Annotated in this window: 13 protein-coding genes and 3 pseudogenes; 2 read left to right on the top strand and 14 right to left on the bottom strand. The window is 72.0% G+C overall.

The annotated features are described in order from the left end of the window. Nucleotides 1-91 precede the first annotated feature (91 nt). Nucleotides 92-1628: pseudogene (locus ACFWBD_RS28545) on the top strand (helix-turn-helix domain-containing protein). Between the two features lie 115 nt (nt 1629-1743). Here the strand turns inward: ACFWBD_RS28545 and ACFWBD_RS28550 are convergent. From ACFWBD_RS28550 to ACFWBD_RS28600, 11 genes and pseudogenes are all read right to left on the bottom strand, one after another. Continuing rightward, nucleotides 1744-2967 carry a cytochrome P450 gene (locus ACFWBD_RS28550; RefSeq protein ID WP_385672679.1) on the bottom strand — a complete coding sequence of 408 codons (1224 nt, stop codon included), beginning with the start codon at nt 2965-2967 and terminating at the stop codon, nt 1744-1746. Continuing rightward, on the bottom strand, nt 2964-4208 hold the full coding sequence (locus ACFWBD_RS28555) for a cytochrome P450 (RefSeq protein ID WP_385672682.1): 1245 nt from the start codon (nt 4206-4208) through the stop codon (nt 2964-2966). The genes ACFWBD_RS28550 and ACFWBD_RS28555 overlap by 4 nt, the downstream gene beginning before the upstream one ends. Further along, a complete protein-coding gene (locus ACFWBD_RS28560) occupies nt 4205-4831 on the bottom strand; it encodes an ATP/GTP-binding protein (RefSeq protein WP_385672685.1) in 627 nt (208 codons plus the stop codon). The genes ACFWBD_RS28555 and ACFWBD_RS28560 overlap by 4 nt, the downstream gene beginning before the upstream one ends. Then, entirely contained in the window at nt 4800-5165 is a 366-nt protein-coding gene (locus ACFWBD_RS28565; protein WP_385672688.1) for a DUF742 domain-containing protein, read from the bottom strand. The genes ACFWBD_RS28560 and ACFWBD_RS28565 overlap by 32 nt, the downstream gene beginning before the upstream one ends. Beyond that, nucleotides 5162-5584 carry a roadblock/LC7 domain-containing protein gene (locus ACFWBD_RS28570; RefSeq protein ID WP_028806383.1) on the bottom strand — a complete coding sequence of 141 codons (423 nt, stop codon included), beginning with the start codon at nt 5582-5584 and terminating at the stop codon, nt 5162-5164. Before ACFWBD_RS28570 ends, ACFWBD_RS28565 begins: the two co-directional genes overlap by 4 nt. After that, a complete protein-coding gene (locus ACFWBD_RS28575) occupies nt 5581-7029 on the bottom strand; it encodes a sensor histidine kinase (protein WP_385672692.1) in 1449 nt (482 codons plus the stop codon). The genes ACFWBD_RS28570 and ACFWBD_RS28575 overlap by 4 nt, the downstream gene beginning before the upstream one ends. Before the next feature lie 202 nt (nt 7030-7231). Continuing rightward, nucleotides 7232-7351 (bottom strand): annotated as a pseudogene (locus tag ACFWBD_RS28580) (SDR family oxidoreductase); the annotation flags it as partial. Nucleotides 7352-7369: 18 nt separating this feature from the next. Beyond that, nucleotides 7370-7837: a hypothetical protein gene (locus ACFWBD_RS28585; RefSeq protein ID WP_385672695.1), complete on the bottom strand. Its 468-nt coding sequence runs from the start codon at nt 7835-7837 to the stop codon at nt 7370-7372. 158 nt (nt 7838-7995) lie between these two features. Continuing rightward, entirely contained in the window at nt 7996-9255 is a 1260-nt protein-coding gene (locus ACFWBD_RS28590; RefSeq protein ID WP_385672698.1) for a DUF3500 domain-containing protein, read from the bottom strand. Nucleotides 9256-9490: 235 nt separating this feature from the next. Next, nucleotides 9491-9859 (bottom strand): ArsR/SmtB family transcription factor, encoded by a 369-nt coding sequence (locus ACFWBD_RS28595; RefSeq protein WP_385672807.1) that lies wholly within the window; start codon nt 9857-9859, stop codon nt 9491-9493. A gap of 213 nt (nt 9860-10072) precedes the next feature. Then, nucleotides 10073-10447: a hypothetical protein gene (locus ACFWBD_RS28600; protein WP_385672703.1), complete on the bottom strand. Its 375-nt coding sequence runs from the start codon at nt 10445-10447 to the stop codon at nt 10073-10075. A gap of 348 nt (nt 10448-10795) precedes the next feature. Here ACFWBD_RS28600 and ACFWBD_RS28605 point away from each other — a divergent pair, with 348 nt between their 5' ends. Beyond that, on the top strand, nt 10796-11689 hold the full coding sequence (locus ACFWBD_RS28605) for an alpha/beta hydrolase (RefSeq protein ID WP_385672706.1): 894 nt from the start codon (nt 10796-10798) through the stop codon (nt 11687-11689). Between the two features lie 24 nt (nt 11690-11713). Here the strand turns inward: ACFWBD_RS28605 and ACFWBD_RS28610 are convergent. The 3 genes and pseudogenes from ACFWBD_RS28610 to ACFWBD_RS28620 all read right to left on the bottom strand — a co-directional run. Continuing rightward, nucleotides 11714-12349: pseudogene (locus ACFWBD_RS28610) on the bottom strand (ABC transporter substrate-binding protein); the annotation flags it as partial. A 296-nt stretch (nt 12350-12645) separates the two neighbouring features. Beyond that, a complete protein-coding gene (locus tag ACFWBD_RS28615; RefSeq protein ID WP_385672709.1) occupies nt 12646-13806 on the bottom strand; it encodes a LacI family DNA-binding transcriptional regulator in 1161 nt (386 codons plus the stop codon). A 159-nt stretch (nt 13807-13965) separates the two neighbouring features. After that, nucleotides 13966-14586 carry a hypothetical protein gene (locus ACFWBD_RS28620; protein WP_385672711.1) on the bottom strand — a complete coding sequence of 207 codons (621 nt, stop codon included), beginning with the start codon at nt 14584-14586 and terminating at the stop codon, nt 13966-13968. Nucleotides 14587-14657 lie beyond the last annotated feature (71 nt).

Below are 14657 nucleotides of genomic sequence, written 5' to 3' on the forward strand. Positions count from 1 at the left end.
GCGGACGTTCCGCCCCCGCGTGAGGTAACGTCCCCGACCGATATGACTGGTTCGGCCCGCAGCGGCCGTGAGGGACGAGGAGAGCGCCGACATGGCCGGCCGGGACGACGGGAACCGCCCCACCGACGCGGCGGACCACGCAGACTCGGCGTGGGCGCAGGAACTCCTCGGACATCTGCGCCCCACCGGCGGCGACCTCCGCAGAGTCCTCGACTGGCTGGCGGACACGCTCGACGCGACCGTCTCCCTGCGCGACGACACCGGCGCCTCGCTCGCCGGACCGCTCACCCCGCTCGACGACAGCCTGGTCGCCGCCGTCATCGGCGGCCGGCTCGCCTCCGCCGCCTGGGAGGGCGAGGGCAGGTTCGTGCGCCTGATCAGGGTCGAACTCCCGCGCCCCGCCTCGCCGGGCGTGCTCGCCGTGACCCGGACGAGCCCCTTCGACCGGCGCGCCTCCGCCATCGTCACGCACACCGTGGGCGTCCTCGAACTCCTGCTGCGCGCGCAGGAGACCGCCGCGACCGGACACCGGCTGGCCCGCGCCACCGCCGACCTGCGCCTGGCCATCCTCCAGCTGCTCATGGTCGAGGACACCGTCGCCGCCCGCCGCGTCGCCGCCGGCCTGTGGCCCGGCCTGCTCGACACCGACACCGCCTGCGTCTACGTGGTCGAGACCAGGCCCGAGGAACGCGACCGTCTCGCGGCGGCCTGCGTGGCGGCGACCCACGACGAGGCCCTCGTCGTGCGCTGCCCCGCCATGGACGGCCACGTCATCGTCGTCGTCCCGGACGACACCGCGGGCGGTGCGCTGCGCGCCCTGTGCGACCGGCACGCCGGCACGTTCCTCGGCGGCAGCGCCCTCCAGAGCCTCGCCCGCACCGCCACCGCCTACGGACAGGCCGTCAGCGCCCTCGCCGTCGCCCGCTTCCGCCCCGACAAGACGGCCGTCTACGCCGAACGCACCCACCCCGAACGCCTGATGGACCCCGAGATCCTGCGCACCTGGACGACCCGGCTGCTGCGCCCTCTCGACACCCTCCCGCACCACACCCGCGCCGAACTCCTCGCCACCACCCGGCTCGGCCTGGAGTTCACCGCCGTCAACGCGGCGAAGGTGCTCGGCGTCAGCCGCAACACCGTCCGCGCCCGCATGGAACGCGTGGAGAACCTGCTGCGCGCCGACTTCTCCGACCTCACCGTCCGGGCCGCGGTCCACCTCGCGCTGCACACCCAGGTCGCCATCGCCGGGCACCTGACGGAGAGCGCGGCGGCCCCGGCCCGGCTCGGCGAGCTGCTCGGCGGCCCCGCCCTGCGCGGCTGGGCGCGGGAACTGCTGGCCCGTCTCGACTCCGACGGCCGGGACCTGCGCGGCACGCTGCGCGCCTGGATCGCCGCCGGCGGCAACGCCGAACGCGCCGCCCAGCTGCTCGGTGTGCACGCGCAGACCGTCCGCGAACACGTCCGCAGCGCCGAACCCGTCCTCGAACGCCAGCTCCTCGCGGCCGGCAGCGACCTGTACGAGGTCGTCCTGGCCCATGTGGCGGCGGGCGACCTGGACCAACCCGACCTGTACGAGTCCGCCCACCGGACGGAATCGGGGCCATCCGGACTCACCTGTGCACAGGTGAGCCCTGCGGCGACCGGAGCGGGCATCGACACGATTCCCACCCGCTCGCCGGGCACGTAGCTTCGAGGAGCGGCGGGGGTACGACCGGAACGGGGGACCGGTCGCACTCCCGCGCTTCAGTCCCGCAGGCGGACCGGGATCTCCCGCCAGCCGCTCGCGATGAACGAGGGCACCTGCCGCAGCTCCGCGGCCCCGGTGTCCAGCCGCAGCGCGGGGAACCGGTCGAACAGCGCGGGCAGCGCCGTCAGCGCCTCCATCCGGGCCAGCGGAGCCCCGATGCACCGGTGCACACCGATCCCGAAGGCCAGCTGGTCGTCCGCGGCGCGTGCCGCGTCGAACACGTCCGCGTCCGCCCCGTAGTGCGCCGGGTCCACGTTCGCCGCCGCGTACGTCGTGATGATGGCGTCCCCGGCCGGGATCGTCACCCCACCCACCGTGAGGTCGTCGACGGCGAACCGCAGCGGCAGCGTGGCGATCGGCGGGTGCAGCCGCAGCGTCTCGTCGACGACCGCGTCCCAGCCGATCTCGCCCCGGCGGACGGCCGCCAGCTGCTCGGGCCGCCGCAGCAGCGCCACCACCGCGTTCCCGATGAGGTTGACGGTCGTCTCGAAACCGGCGCCGATGACCAGCAGCAGCGTGTACAGCAGCTCCTCGTCGCTGAGCCGGTCGCCCTCCTCGTCGCGCACGCGGATCAGCTCGGTCGTCATGTCGTCGCCGGGGTGCTCGCGCTTGTACGCGATCAGCCCGCCCAGCACCGTGCCGATCTGCTCCTGGACGTACGCGGCGTGCTCCGGCGTCGGGTCGGTGGTGTCCATGATGGCCGCGACCAGCCGGACCGTGGCCTCCCGCAGGCCGTCCGGCACCCCGAACAGTTCACAGACGATCTGCATCGGCAGCGGATGCGCGAACGTGGCCTTGAGGTCGACCGCGTCCTCGCCCTTCCCCAGCGTGTCCAGCAGCTCCTCGGTGATCGCCTCCACCCGGGTGCGCAGCGCCTCGGTGCGCCGGCTGGTGAAGCTCGGCGCCACCAGTTTGCGCAGCCGCGCGTGGTCGGTGCCGTACGTGGAGAGCATGTTGATCACGCCGACCCAGCCCAGGATCCAGCCCCAGGACGGGTGCTCGCCGAGTTCCGCCCACTGCCGCCAGTGCCGCCGCGGGTCCTTGCTGACCCGCGGGTCCAGGATCAGCGCCTTCAGGGTGTCGTACCCGGTGGGCGCCCAGGCCGGAATGCCGCCGGGCAGCTCCACGGGCACGATCGGGCCGAGGGCGCGCAGCCGGGCGCTCTCGGCGTGCACATCGGTGCCGAACGGGTCGAGGACGATGCGGTCGGTCACGGTCACGAACGGACTCCTGAGGGTTCGGAAGCGGGGGAGCGGGGGCTGAAGCGGACGGGCAGCGCGGTCAGCGCGCGGTGGAACGGACCGGGCCGCCAGGACAGCCGGTCGCGGGGCACGACGGGATCGAGGTCGGGCAGCCACTGGGTGAGCCGCTCGATCGCCTCGGTGACCAGCAGCAGCGTGTGCTGCTTCACCGGACAGGCATGCGCTCCCGCTCCCCACGACAGGTGTGAGGCGTCGTTCGGATGCCGGCCCTCGGTGACCTCCCGCTCGGCGAGGATCCCGAGCGCCCCGTACGACACCACGACCGGCACCGCCTCGCGCAGCCACACCCCGTGGAAGGCCACGGGCCGGCGGACGTAGTAGATGCCGTAGTTCGCGAGCGGCGTCTCGTGGTGCAGCACCTCGACCACCGCGTCCATGACGGGGCGGGCGCCGTCGGTGAGGGTGGAGTAGTAGAGAGGGTTGCCGAGGATCCTCGACAGCGTGTTGGACAACAGGTTCGCGGTCGGCCCGTAGCCGGCGCCGAGGGTGAGGAACACCTGCCAGGTGACCTCCTCCCGGGTCAGCCCGGCCGGGTGGTCGAGGAGCCGGCTCGGCAGGTCGTCGCCGCGCCGTTGGGTCTTGGCGGCGATGAGGTCCAGTACGTACTGCGCGTACTCCGCCTCGCCCACGGTCGCCCGGTCACCGCCCTCCATCATCTTGCCCAAGCCCGAGTGCAGCCGGTCGCCCTGGCTCTCCGGCAGACCGAACAGGTCGTTGAACACCAGCGCCATCAGCGGCTCGGCGAAGTCGCCTACCAGGTCGGCCTCGCCCCTCGGCCCGATCCGGCCCACCAGCAGCCGCACCGCCCGGTGCACCCGCCCTCGCAGGTCGTGCGGTTCCACCAGGTCGAAGACGTCGATGAGGGTGGTGCGGTAGCGGACGTGCGCGGCCCCGTCGGCGAACAGGGCGTTGGGCCGCCAGCGCATCATGCCGAGCACCGGAGAGTCGTCGGGAACGGTCGACTCCCACGCGCGCGGGTCGTGCGAGAACGTCTCCTCGTCGTGCAGCACGTCCAGTGCGGCGCGCCGGTCGGTGACCACGTACGCCGGCACTCCGGGCGCCAACTCGCCCCAGCCGACCGGTCCTTGGTTGCGCAGCGCCTGGTAGTGGCGGTGCGGGTCGGCGGCGAAGCTCTCGTCCCACAGCCGCACCGGCGCGGAGCGCGCGAAGTCGCGCCGGTCGGGGGGATGGATGGTCACCGGGCCTCCACGGGGTCATGTCCGATCAGATGGTCGACGAGCGCCAGGAGCGCGTCGATCGAGGAGTCGGGGTCCCGCGCGTCGCAGGTCACCATCGGTGTCCCGGGCTCCAGGTCCAGCGCCTGGCGCAGCCGCTCGGGACCGTAGTGGCGGGGCGCGTCGGGAAACGCGTTGAAGGCCACCGCGTACGGCAGCCCGCTCTCCTCCACCAGGCCCAGCACGTCGAAGGACGCGTCGAGGCGGCGGCTGTCGACGAGGACGAGCGCGCCCAGCGCTCCGTAGGCGATGTCGTCCCACAGCGCGCGGAAGCGCTCCTGACCGGGCGTGCCGAACAGGTACAGCACGACGTCACCGGGCAGGCTGATCCGGCCGAAGTCGATGGCCACGGTCGTCGTCGACTTCTCGCGCACCCCGGCCAGGTCGTCCACGTCGGCGGACGCCTCGGAGAGGTGTTCCTCGGTGTGCAGCGGGCGGATCTCGGACACCGAGTCGATCAGGGTCGTCTTGCCCACCCCGAACGGCCCCGCGACCAGGATCTTCACCAGTTCGCGGGCGGTGTCGGGGCGGTGGACGGCACCGGGCGCGCCGGCGCTAGGGGTGGTGTTTGAGGGCGCGGAGGCCATCGGCCACTCTCTTCAGCAGGTCGGGGTCGAACCGTTCGGCGGGCGGGATCGGCGCGCGGGCGAGAACGAGGTCCCGGTCGACCAGGCCGGCCGCCAGCACCCGTACCGCGGAGACCGGCAGCCTGAGCAGCGCGGCCGCCTCCACCACCGCGAGCGAGCCGCCCTCCAGGGTGTCCAGCAGGGCCAGTTCGGCGGCCGGCAGGCCGACCGGCAGCGGCTCCTCGGTGCGGGCGAGCACCGACAACCGCTCCAGGTGGGGCCGGCTGGGCCGGGCGACTCCGCCGGTCGACAGGTACGCGGGGACGAGCGGCCGGCCGGCCGGGCGGCGGGTCATGCCGGCGCGTTGTCGTCGGCTCCTCGGGGCGCGGCCGCCATGGCCTTCTCGCCCAGTCGCGCCACCTGGGAGTGGACCCGGTGTGCCAGCAGGTCCAGCCGCGTTTCGCCGTCGCCGTACGCGGCCACGCAGGTGCCGTGGTCGGTCGGCACGATCAGCACATAGCCGTGGTCGGACTCGATGACGATCTGGCGTACTTCGGCCCGCTCCCGGTCGGCGAACGCGGCCGCCGCCGTCCGGCAGGCCCCCTGCACGGTGCTGGTGATGGCGGCCACCCGCTCGGCCGACGGCTGCGACAGGGCGTCGGTGTATCCCGTCACCAGTCCGTCCCGGGTCAGCATGACGGCGGCCAGCACGTGCGGCACCTGCAGGATCGGTTCCAGCACCCATGCCGTGTCGCCCGTATTACGGCTGGTCATCTCGCCGCTTCCCCCTCGATGTCGGTGTGGTCGGTGTGGTCGGTGTGGTCGGTGTGGTCCGTGTGGTCGGTCTCGCCGGTCCGGTCGGCCGGGGTGCTCCCGGGGCCGGCTCCGGCGTTCTCGGCGGCCGCGCGGGCCGCCGCCGTGCCGGACTGGAGCGCGCCGAGCGCGGCCGCTGCCTCCTCCGGTCTCCGCGCGGCTCCTTGCGCGGGTCTGTGCGCAGGGCTCTCCTCGGGTGCGGCGGCCCTGGTGCGGCGACGGCGCTGCGGCAGGCCGTCGGCGTCCGTCGGTTCGTGGTGCCCCGGCGCCGGCTCGGGGGCGCCGGTCTCCGTGCCGTACGCATGGGAGGGCGCGGGCCGGTCGGCCGCGGCCTTCCGCGTCGTGCGCGGCGCGCTCGCGGCAGGCGGCCGGTCGGCCGGGTCGAGACGGCTGAGGAGATGGCTGTCGACCCGCAGCACCGCGCGCACGCCGCCGTACGGGGAGGCCGAGGAGACATCGACGCCCAGGTCGAACTGCCGGGTGAGACGGCCGATGGCGGCCAGCCCCATGCGCGGCGGATCGCCCAGGTCGGTCAGCAGGATGAGGTCGTCGCCGGCCACCAGCCGCTGGGCGCGGTCGCGTTCGTCCCGCGTCATGCCGAGACCGGCGTCGTCGATGGTGACGCACACGCCGTGGTGGACGTGCTCCAGGCTCACCACGACGTCGGTGTCCGGGGCGGAGTGCCTGAGCGCGTTGTCGAGCAGCTCGGCGACGATGATGGCCACCGGCTCGACGGCGTGCGAGACCAGGGCCGTACCGGTCTCGAGGTGGTTGTGGACCTGGACCCGGTGGTAGCCCGCGAGCCGGGCCTGACCACCGGTCACCGCGTCCACCAGGTGCGACTCCTCGCGCGCCAGCCCCACCCACGCCCCGCACACCACGGCGGTGACCTGCGCGCGGCGCAGCGACTGCTCGTTCTCGTGGTCGAGCCGGAACAGGGTCTGCGCCAACTCCGGGTCGTCGTAGCGTTGCTGGAGTCCGCGCAGCGCGTCCTGGAGCCGGTACAGGGCCGCCTGGATCTCCCGGGTGGCGCCCCGCATCCCGGCCTGCGCGGCCGCGTCGACCCGGGTGCGCTGGGCGGCCACCTCGGACTGGAGCGCCAGCACCACGTTCTCCAGGGCGATGCCCAGTGGGGTGCCGGTGGTCAGCGGCTGGAGCGGGCCCGGTTCGGGCACGTGCGGATGGGCCACCTGGCGGGCGGCCGCGGGCACCCGCCGGCCGGCCAGATGCTCGACCTCGGCCGTGAACGCCCTCAGGGACCCGTCGAGTTGGGTGCGCAACGCGGCGATCTCGGCCCGCTGCCGGGCCTGTTGCCGCCGTAGGCGCAGCAGTCCGCCGCCGAGGGCGAGCGCGGACAGTGTGCCGGCGGCCAGGCCGCCGGCCACCAGGTCCGGTAGTTCGATCATCGATTCGGTTCCAGGGAGGGTCGGGCGTCGTGTCGGTGCTCAGGGCGGGGGTGGGTCCGATGGGCTCGGACCGGGCACTCGCAGCACAGTACACACCGTCATCGATCGATCCCGCACGGTTGAGCGAGACTTGCCTCCCAAAGAGCCCGGTATCTGTTCACTTCTGCGTCGACTGTCTGAATTGCCGTACGCGGTCAGCGAGTTAGACGGCCGTGTAGCCGCCGTCGACGAGGTGGTAGCTGCCGGCCACGAACGAGGCCCGGTCCGACAGCAGGAAGACGATCAGCTCGGCCACCTCGGCGGGTCCGCCGAGCCGGCCGGCCACAGGGACATCACCCGGCTACCGGCCGCCCATCGGGGTCAGCACGGCCAGCGTGCCGTTGGCCTGGCGCAGGGCCAGCTCCAGCGTGACGGGCGCGTGCAGCATGCCGGTCCCGTCCGGCGGGACCAGCCACTCCAGGAACCGTGCGGCCCGGTAGGGCGGGGGGACCGCCACCCAGGAGCCCCGGCCCGCGTGTCTCAGCCCCGCGCCGATCCACCGGGTGCCGGGGTCCGGCGGGAGGAAGAATCCGACCCGGTGCGCCGCGGTGTCCACGAGTGTGGGTCCCGGGACGGGGCGGGACGTCTGCCACAGCAGGTCAAGGGTGAGCAGGCCCAGCCGGTCCGGCACGCTGAGGACGTCCCAGTAACGGCCCGCCTCCAGCAGGGCGATCCCGTCGCCCTGGTCCCATTCCCGCTTGCACAGCCGCGGGTCCGTCGCGGCGGCGGCGAGCCACTCCACGCCGCGCGTCCACATCGCATCGCTCATGTCGGCTCCGTGTGACGTCCGCCCCCGGCCGCATGCCGGGCGGGCGTATGCATGCTGGTAGATATTTCTACATGGCGGAAGGGGTGGCGAACCGTGGCGTTTCGGTGTGTTTCGTTCGATTCCCGAACTGCTGTTCGGACCGCGACGTCGGCCGGACCCTAGTGGTCGTTCTCCAGGTGCAGCTTGAGCAGGTCCACGCCGTAGTCGCCGCCGTTGGGGGTGCGGATGATGGTGTGGATGTGCTGCTGGGTCGGGGTTCCGCCCGGTCCGCCCATGCCGCCGCCACCGTTGCTGTCCTTGTTGCCGTAGGCGAGCGGCGACTGGGCGTCGTACTCGATGAGGACGACCGGGCTGTGCACGCGGTAGTAGAAGGCCGAGGAGTCCTTGGTCTCGCCGATCCAGTAGAAGTACGTGTCGTCGAGGTGCTCCTCCACCTCCTTCATCTTCACCTCGGCGTGCCCGTCGTCCATGTTGCCGACGTAGACGCGCACCAGGTCCAGCAGACTGCTCTTCTGCGCGGCGGTGAACCCGGAGGCGACGAGGCCCTGGTAGGCGAGCTTGAGGTTGTCCTGGCCGGCGCCCGCCTTCAGGTTGTCCCCGGCCTTGGTCTCCGAGGAGATGGCCTTCTTCCGCTGGGCGTCCGTGAGGGACCGCAGCAGGGTGAGGCCGGCCGTCGTCTCCTTCTTGAAGAGGGTGATCTTCTCGCCGTCGTAGGTGGCCGAGGTCGGCTCGGAACCCATGAAGGTGGGCGTCATGACCACCTGGTCGCCGAGCACGAAGTAGTTGATGGCCACGTGGTGGCCCTCGTACTGGAAGCCCCACGGCTCGCTGGTCGACGGGGTGCCCATGAAGGTGAAGAAGTAGGCGCCCTCGGTGAGCGTGTCCCGGTTGCCACCGCTGTAGTCGCCCAGGAACGCGTTGAGCTTCATGATGTTGCGGGTCTGGGTGAGCCCCTCGGCGGACAGCGCGACCCCGAGCAGCGCGTAACCGAGGTCGCGCTGCTTGTCGGTCAGGTCGCCCATCCGGGCGCCCTCACGCTGATAGCCGTCGACGTTGCTCCAGGCGAGCCACTCGTCGTCGTCCACTTCGAAGACGGAGGCCTTGCGCTCCTTGGTGGTCAGTCCGTCCAGGAACGCCTGGGCGGCCTTGACGACCTTGTCGGTGGAGACGTCCGTAGCGTGGACCGAGTACAGGTCGTCCGCGACCTTGCCGTCGGTGGTGACGCCGACGAAGTCCGCGTACTTGACCTCGCTCGCTCCGGGGCCCATTCCGCCCGCGCCGCCGCCGGGTCCCCCGGAGGGCATCCCGCCCGGGCCGCCGTAGGACGAGGCGGCGCCCGCGGTGTCGGAGGAGCCGGAGGAGCAGCCGGTCATGGTCGCCATCGCGGCGACACCGCCGGCGAGCAGCGCCTTGTTCATGAACCAGCGACGGCTGCGTTCGGATGCGGGGGTACGTGGTCGGTGTCCGTGCATGGGCCCCAAACTTCAGGAGGTACCTGAAGGAAACCTGAAACCGGTCCGGTCGTTCCTTCTGCCTCTGCCTCTGCCTCTGCCTCTGCCTCTGCCTCTGCCTCTGCCTCTGCCTCTGCCTCTGCCTCTGCCTCTGCCCCTATCCCAGTTCTCGTTCCCGTCCCCCTTCCCGTCCCCGTACCCGTCACGTCCGGCCGGTGCCGCCCTGCGGTACCGGCAGCGGCAGATCGGCCTGGCGCAGTTCCGCCAGCAACTCGTTCTGTCCGGCGAGGAGTTCGGTGAGGATGCGGCGGGCGGCCCGCAGCAGCTCGGCCACGTCGCCGCCCGCGAGAGCGTAGCTGACCGTCGAACCCTCCCGGATCGACACCACGATCCCGGCGCGGCGCAACACCGCCAGTTGCTGGGACAGGCTGGACGGTTCGATCTCGATCTCGGTGAGCAGGTCCCGCACGGCGACGGGGCCGCCCTGGAGCAGTTCGAGGACCCTGATGCGGACCGGGTGCCCGAGCATGCGGAAGAACTCGGCCTTGGCCTGGTAGAGGGGAACCTGCATGGTCTCTCGCTCGCTCCCTGCCGCGTACGGGTGCGTGATGCGCGACGGCGCGGCGGCCCGCCCGGCCGCCCGTGCGCCGCCGCGCGCCACGTGCTGCGTCACGATCCTGGTGGCTGCGGACTCCGCACACCCGTGTGATGCGCTGATCTGGATGTGTCGAGATGAAGAAATCTTCAATTCCAGGGTGTGCGAAGCCGCGAGCCGTTTGCTCGTCTACACCTCGAGCTCGGCCTCGATCCGCTTGAGCTGGTGGCGGGCCATGGCCAGGTTGGACCGGCCGCGGTCCAGGACGAGATAGATGAACAGCCCGCTCCCACCGCGGCCCTTGAGCAGCCGGATGAGGTGGTACTGGCTCGCGAGCGTGATCAGGATGTCCTCGATCTCACCCTTCAGGCCCAGGTGTTCCATAGTGCGGACCTTGGCGCGGATCACATCGGTGTTGCCGGCCGCGGCCACGTTCAGATCGAGTTCCTTGCTTCCGCCGAGCGTGCCGAGTGCCATGCCGCTCGTGTAGTCCACGACAGCGACTCCCACCGCCCCCTCCACCGCGGTCATCGTCTCCTTCATAGAGATCTCCAGATTCGCCACGGCGCTTCTCCTGCCGGTTGCGCGGGCCGGGCTGCTCCGGCCCCGCTGGTTCCTCGAACGTACGGAGCCCGTCCCCCGACGGGGTGACGCGCTTCGGGACTGGCCCGAGGAACTTCGGAACAGGAAGGCCCCTGCCACCTTTTGAGCGTGCTGGTACGGGAGTTGACCGGATCGATGACGTGTGCGGGAGCGCGTGATCCTGTCCCGTCGTTCCCGCGTGTTCCCGGGTTCGAATTCCGGCGGGGTGAGATGGCACGCAGGGAGTGGCGCGCTCGGCCCCTCGCGGTGCAGGATGACCTCCACTATCAGGAATCCTGTTGATTCCGCGTCGCGAGAACGGGACCGACCATGCCCCTCACCACCAGATTCCAGGCCAGGGCCGTCCAGCTGCTGCTCGGCGGCATGATGGCCCGCGTGCACAAGGACCTACGGTTCACCGACGTCCCGGGGCACGCCGAGACCCTCCAGGTGGAGACCGGCGCCGGGCCGGTGACCTGCACCGTCTACCGCCCGTCCGGCACCGGAGGCACGCCCGCCCCCGTCTACGTCAACTTCCACGGCGGAGGGTTCATCGTCGGGCGCCCCGAGCAGGACGACCACCTGTGCCGCTACATAGCCGCCACGGCCGGCTGCGTCGTGGTCAACGTGGACTACGCCGTCGCCCCGCAGCGGCCCTTCCCCGCCGCCGTCACCCAGGCCTACGACGTCACCGCGTGGATCGCCGGGAACGGCGACGCGGGCGGCTGGGACGGCTCCCGGCTCGCCGTCGGCGGACACAGCGCGGGCGCCAACCTGACGGCCGCGGTGTGCCGTACGGCCCGGGACCGCGGCACCTTCTCACCGCGCCTCCAGATCCTCGACTCCGCCCCCCTCGACATGGTCACCGACCCCGCCGCCAAGCTCTCCCGCATCGCCAAGCCGCTGCTCACCCCTTCCCTCATGCGGATCTTCACCGGCGTCTACGTCGCGGACCCGGCCGGGCGCGCCGATCCGCTCGTCTCGCCCGGGCTCGCCGACGACCTCGCCGGGCTGCCGCCCGCCCTGGTCATCACCGCGGAGAACGACCGCCTGCGCGACGAGGGCGACGCCTACGCCAAGGCCCTTCAGGCCGCGGGGGTCCCGGTCACACACCGCGTCTTCGAGGGCGTCGACCACTACTTCACCCACGTCGGCCCGGTGCCGGCCGGGAAGGAGGCCATCGCACTGATGGCCACCACCCTGCGCACGGCCCTCGCCGCCTGACACCCCCTACGGGACGAGCTCCCAGTCGGGATCGGCCTTGTGCAGCTTGCGGGCCGCGGCGGCGAACTCGTCCCAGGTCCCCGGCACTTCGATACCGTGCCGGTCGAAGATGTCCTGCCGGTACAGCATGCCCATCGGCCCGGTGTCCTGGGGGATCGCCCATATCTCGCCGTCGCCGCCGCTGACCTGACTCCAGGTCCAGTCCACGAAGGTGGACTTGAGCGCGGCGGCGCCGTACGGCCGCAGGTCCAGGAGGCTGTCGGTGATGGTGAACGTCGGAATGGCCTGGTACTCGATCTGCACCATGTCCGGGGCGCCGCTGCCGGCCTTCAGTGCCGTCCGCAGCTTGGTGTACTGGGGGGTGCCCTGGCCGGCGTTGACCACCTCGACCTTGATGGCCGGGTACCGCTTCTCGAAGAGCGCGACCTCCTTGTCGATGTCAGGGACCCAGGTCCAGAAGGTCAGCTCGGTCGGCGTCTTCATCGCCTTGTCGATGTCGGCCTGCGCGACCGGGTTGCCGGAGCCGGCGGAACCGCCGGAGTCGTTCCCGCCGCAGGCGGTGAGCGCGGCGCCGAGCGACAGGGCGCCCGTCGTGGTGAGGAACAGCCGGCGGCTCATCGAGGAGGGGCCGGACATGGATGTGGACGTGTTCTGGGGCATGGTGAATTCCCGCCGGAGGCGATGGTCACGGCACGCCTGGCGAGGGCGTGCGCAGGCATGGTGGAGGAAGGTGCGGGCGCGACGACCGGGGCTGACACACCGATGCGGTCGAGGCTGGGGAGGGGAAGGCGGAGGCTGCGAAGGTCGCAGACCTGGATCGGGGTCCGCCGCGATCAGCGGCGGGCCCGGTGCGGCTCCGGCAACGGGCCGGTGGCGAAGGGCGCGGACGGTGCAGCGGCTCGGCTTCGGGTCACGCGCGCGGCCAGGAGGGTGGTCGGCCGGTCGGTTCGTGCTGCTCAGTGCGGTGTCGAGGGGCCTCCGTTCGCCGGTCGCGAAGGGGGCGCGGCCGCGCGCGAAGGGGCGTCGGTGCGCGAAGGGGCGGCGGTGCGTCGCCCGCGAGCCGGGGTCGTCCGGTTCGGCGGGGGCGCGGTCGAGGACCGGACGACGAGGTCGACCGGTGGGTCGCTCGCCGGCAGGGGATCCGCTTCCGGGTTCTCGATGGTGTGCACCAGGCGCTTGAGTCCCTCCTGCGCCACGGCGTCGAAGGGCTGCGGCACCGTGGTCAGCGGAGGAGTCACATAGGCGGCGACCGGAACGTCGTCGAAGCCGACGACGCTCACGTCCTGGGGCACCCGCCGTCCCGCCTCCGTCAGCGCGCGGATCAGACCGATCGCCATGTCGTCGTTGGCGGCGAAGACGGCGGTGACGGCGGTGTCCGCGGCCAGCTCCCGCCCGGCGGTGTATCCGGACGCGGCCGACCAGTCGCCCTCGACGACCGGAGGCACGTCCCTGCCGTGGGCGGCCAGCGTGGTCCGCCAGCCCTCCAGCCGGTCCCGGGCGGCGTACCAGCGCTGCGGTCCGGCGAGGTGGTGGACCGTCGTGTGCCCGAGGTCCAGAAGGTGTTCGGTGGCGGCGCGGGCCATCAGGTCGGCTCCGTCGCCCGCGGTCAGGACCGTGGGAGCGCCGACGGGGGACGGCGCGCCGAGGACGAGGACCGGTACGTCGACGCGGAGGGAAACCTCACCGTCGGCTCCCCGTTCGTCGATCGGCTCGGAGATGACGATGCCGTCCACCCCCTGGTCGAGGAGCGAGTCCACGGCGCCGGCGATGCCCGCCGGGTCACCCTCCATGGTGTTGACCACGCGGAGCGCGTACCCCGTGTCCCGGAGGGCCCGCTCGACTCCCATGAGCAGTGAGGCGGGGCCGTACAGGGCGGTGCCCAGCGTCACCACACCGATGGAGCGGGTCCGCCCGGAGGCCAGTGCCCGGGCGGCGTTGTTGCGCCGGTAGCCCAGCTCATCGGCGGCTTCGAGGACGCGTCGGCGCACATCGGCGGAGACGTACTGCTCGTCGTTGAAAACCCGGGAAACCGTCTTCTGCGAGACGCCGGCCAGACGGGCCACGTCCACGCTGCGCGGTGCCGCGACGGCTTTGCCCCGCCCTGTTCCTCGCGTCATGGTGTCTCCCGGTGGCCGCACGTGCGAACGATGATGCCAGACGTCGTCCGCCTGACTGCGCTGTCATGTCTGCGCTGTCATGTCTACGCAGTCATAAGACGGCCGTCAAGAGTCGGGAACGCATCTGTCACACACGCCGGGGTCTCGGCCCGCTCGCGATCAGTTCGTGGGCAGCCACTTCTCCAGGGCGCCGATGAGACGGTCGAGCGCGGGCTCGTCGGCGGAGCGGTCCGTCATGACCGTACGGCCGTCGAACTGCAGCGTGTACTGGAACTTGTCGGCCGACCCCATGTCGATCGCGAAGGCGGGGACATCGGCGAGCGCCGGATCCCCCAGCAGTGTCCGCAACGTCGTGAACTGGGCCGTCGTGGTGCGGCGCACCGCGGACTCGCCGCTGTCGGTGGTCCGGACCGTGCCGTCGCCCCGGAGGATCACCTCACGGTTCACCCCGGCGAAGCCACCGCTGACGGTCATGGTCACCAGCTTCTGGTCAGGACCGGTGACGGGCACCGGCGTCGGGCTCGCCGACGCCGGAACCGACGCGGAGGGGGAGGCGGAGGCGCCGGAGGAGGACGAGGACGGAGACAGGGAGGGCGCGGCGGGCGACGGCGGGGTGCCGGAGACGGTCGCCGTGACGACGGTCTCGTCCGTCGGCTCCGACGCCTTGCCGTCGTCCCCGGACGAGCAGCCGGCCAGCGCCAGCGCCGCGGCCGCGCACACCATCACCGAACTCCGAGTGAGCACCTTCGTCTCCCTGCCTGCGATGTCTTCGTGTGTCATGTCCCTGAGTACCTGCCCCTGAGTACCCGTCATGTCAGGGTGCCATGCCGCGGGTTCCCCTGCCGGGATAC

The organism is Streptomyces sp. NPDC060002, from assembly GCF_042737245.1.
In the GTDB taxonomy this organism is placed as follows: domain Bacteria; phylum Actinomycetota; class Actinomycetes; order Streptomycetales; family Streptomycetaceae; genus Streptomyces.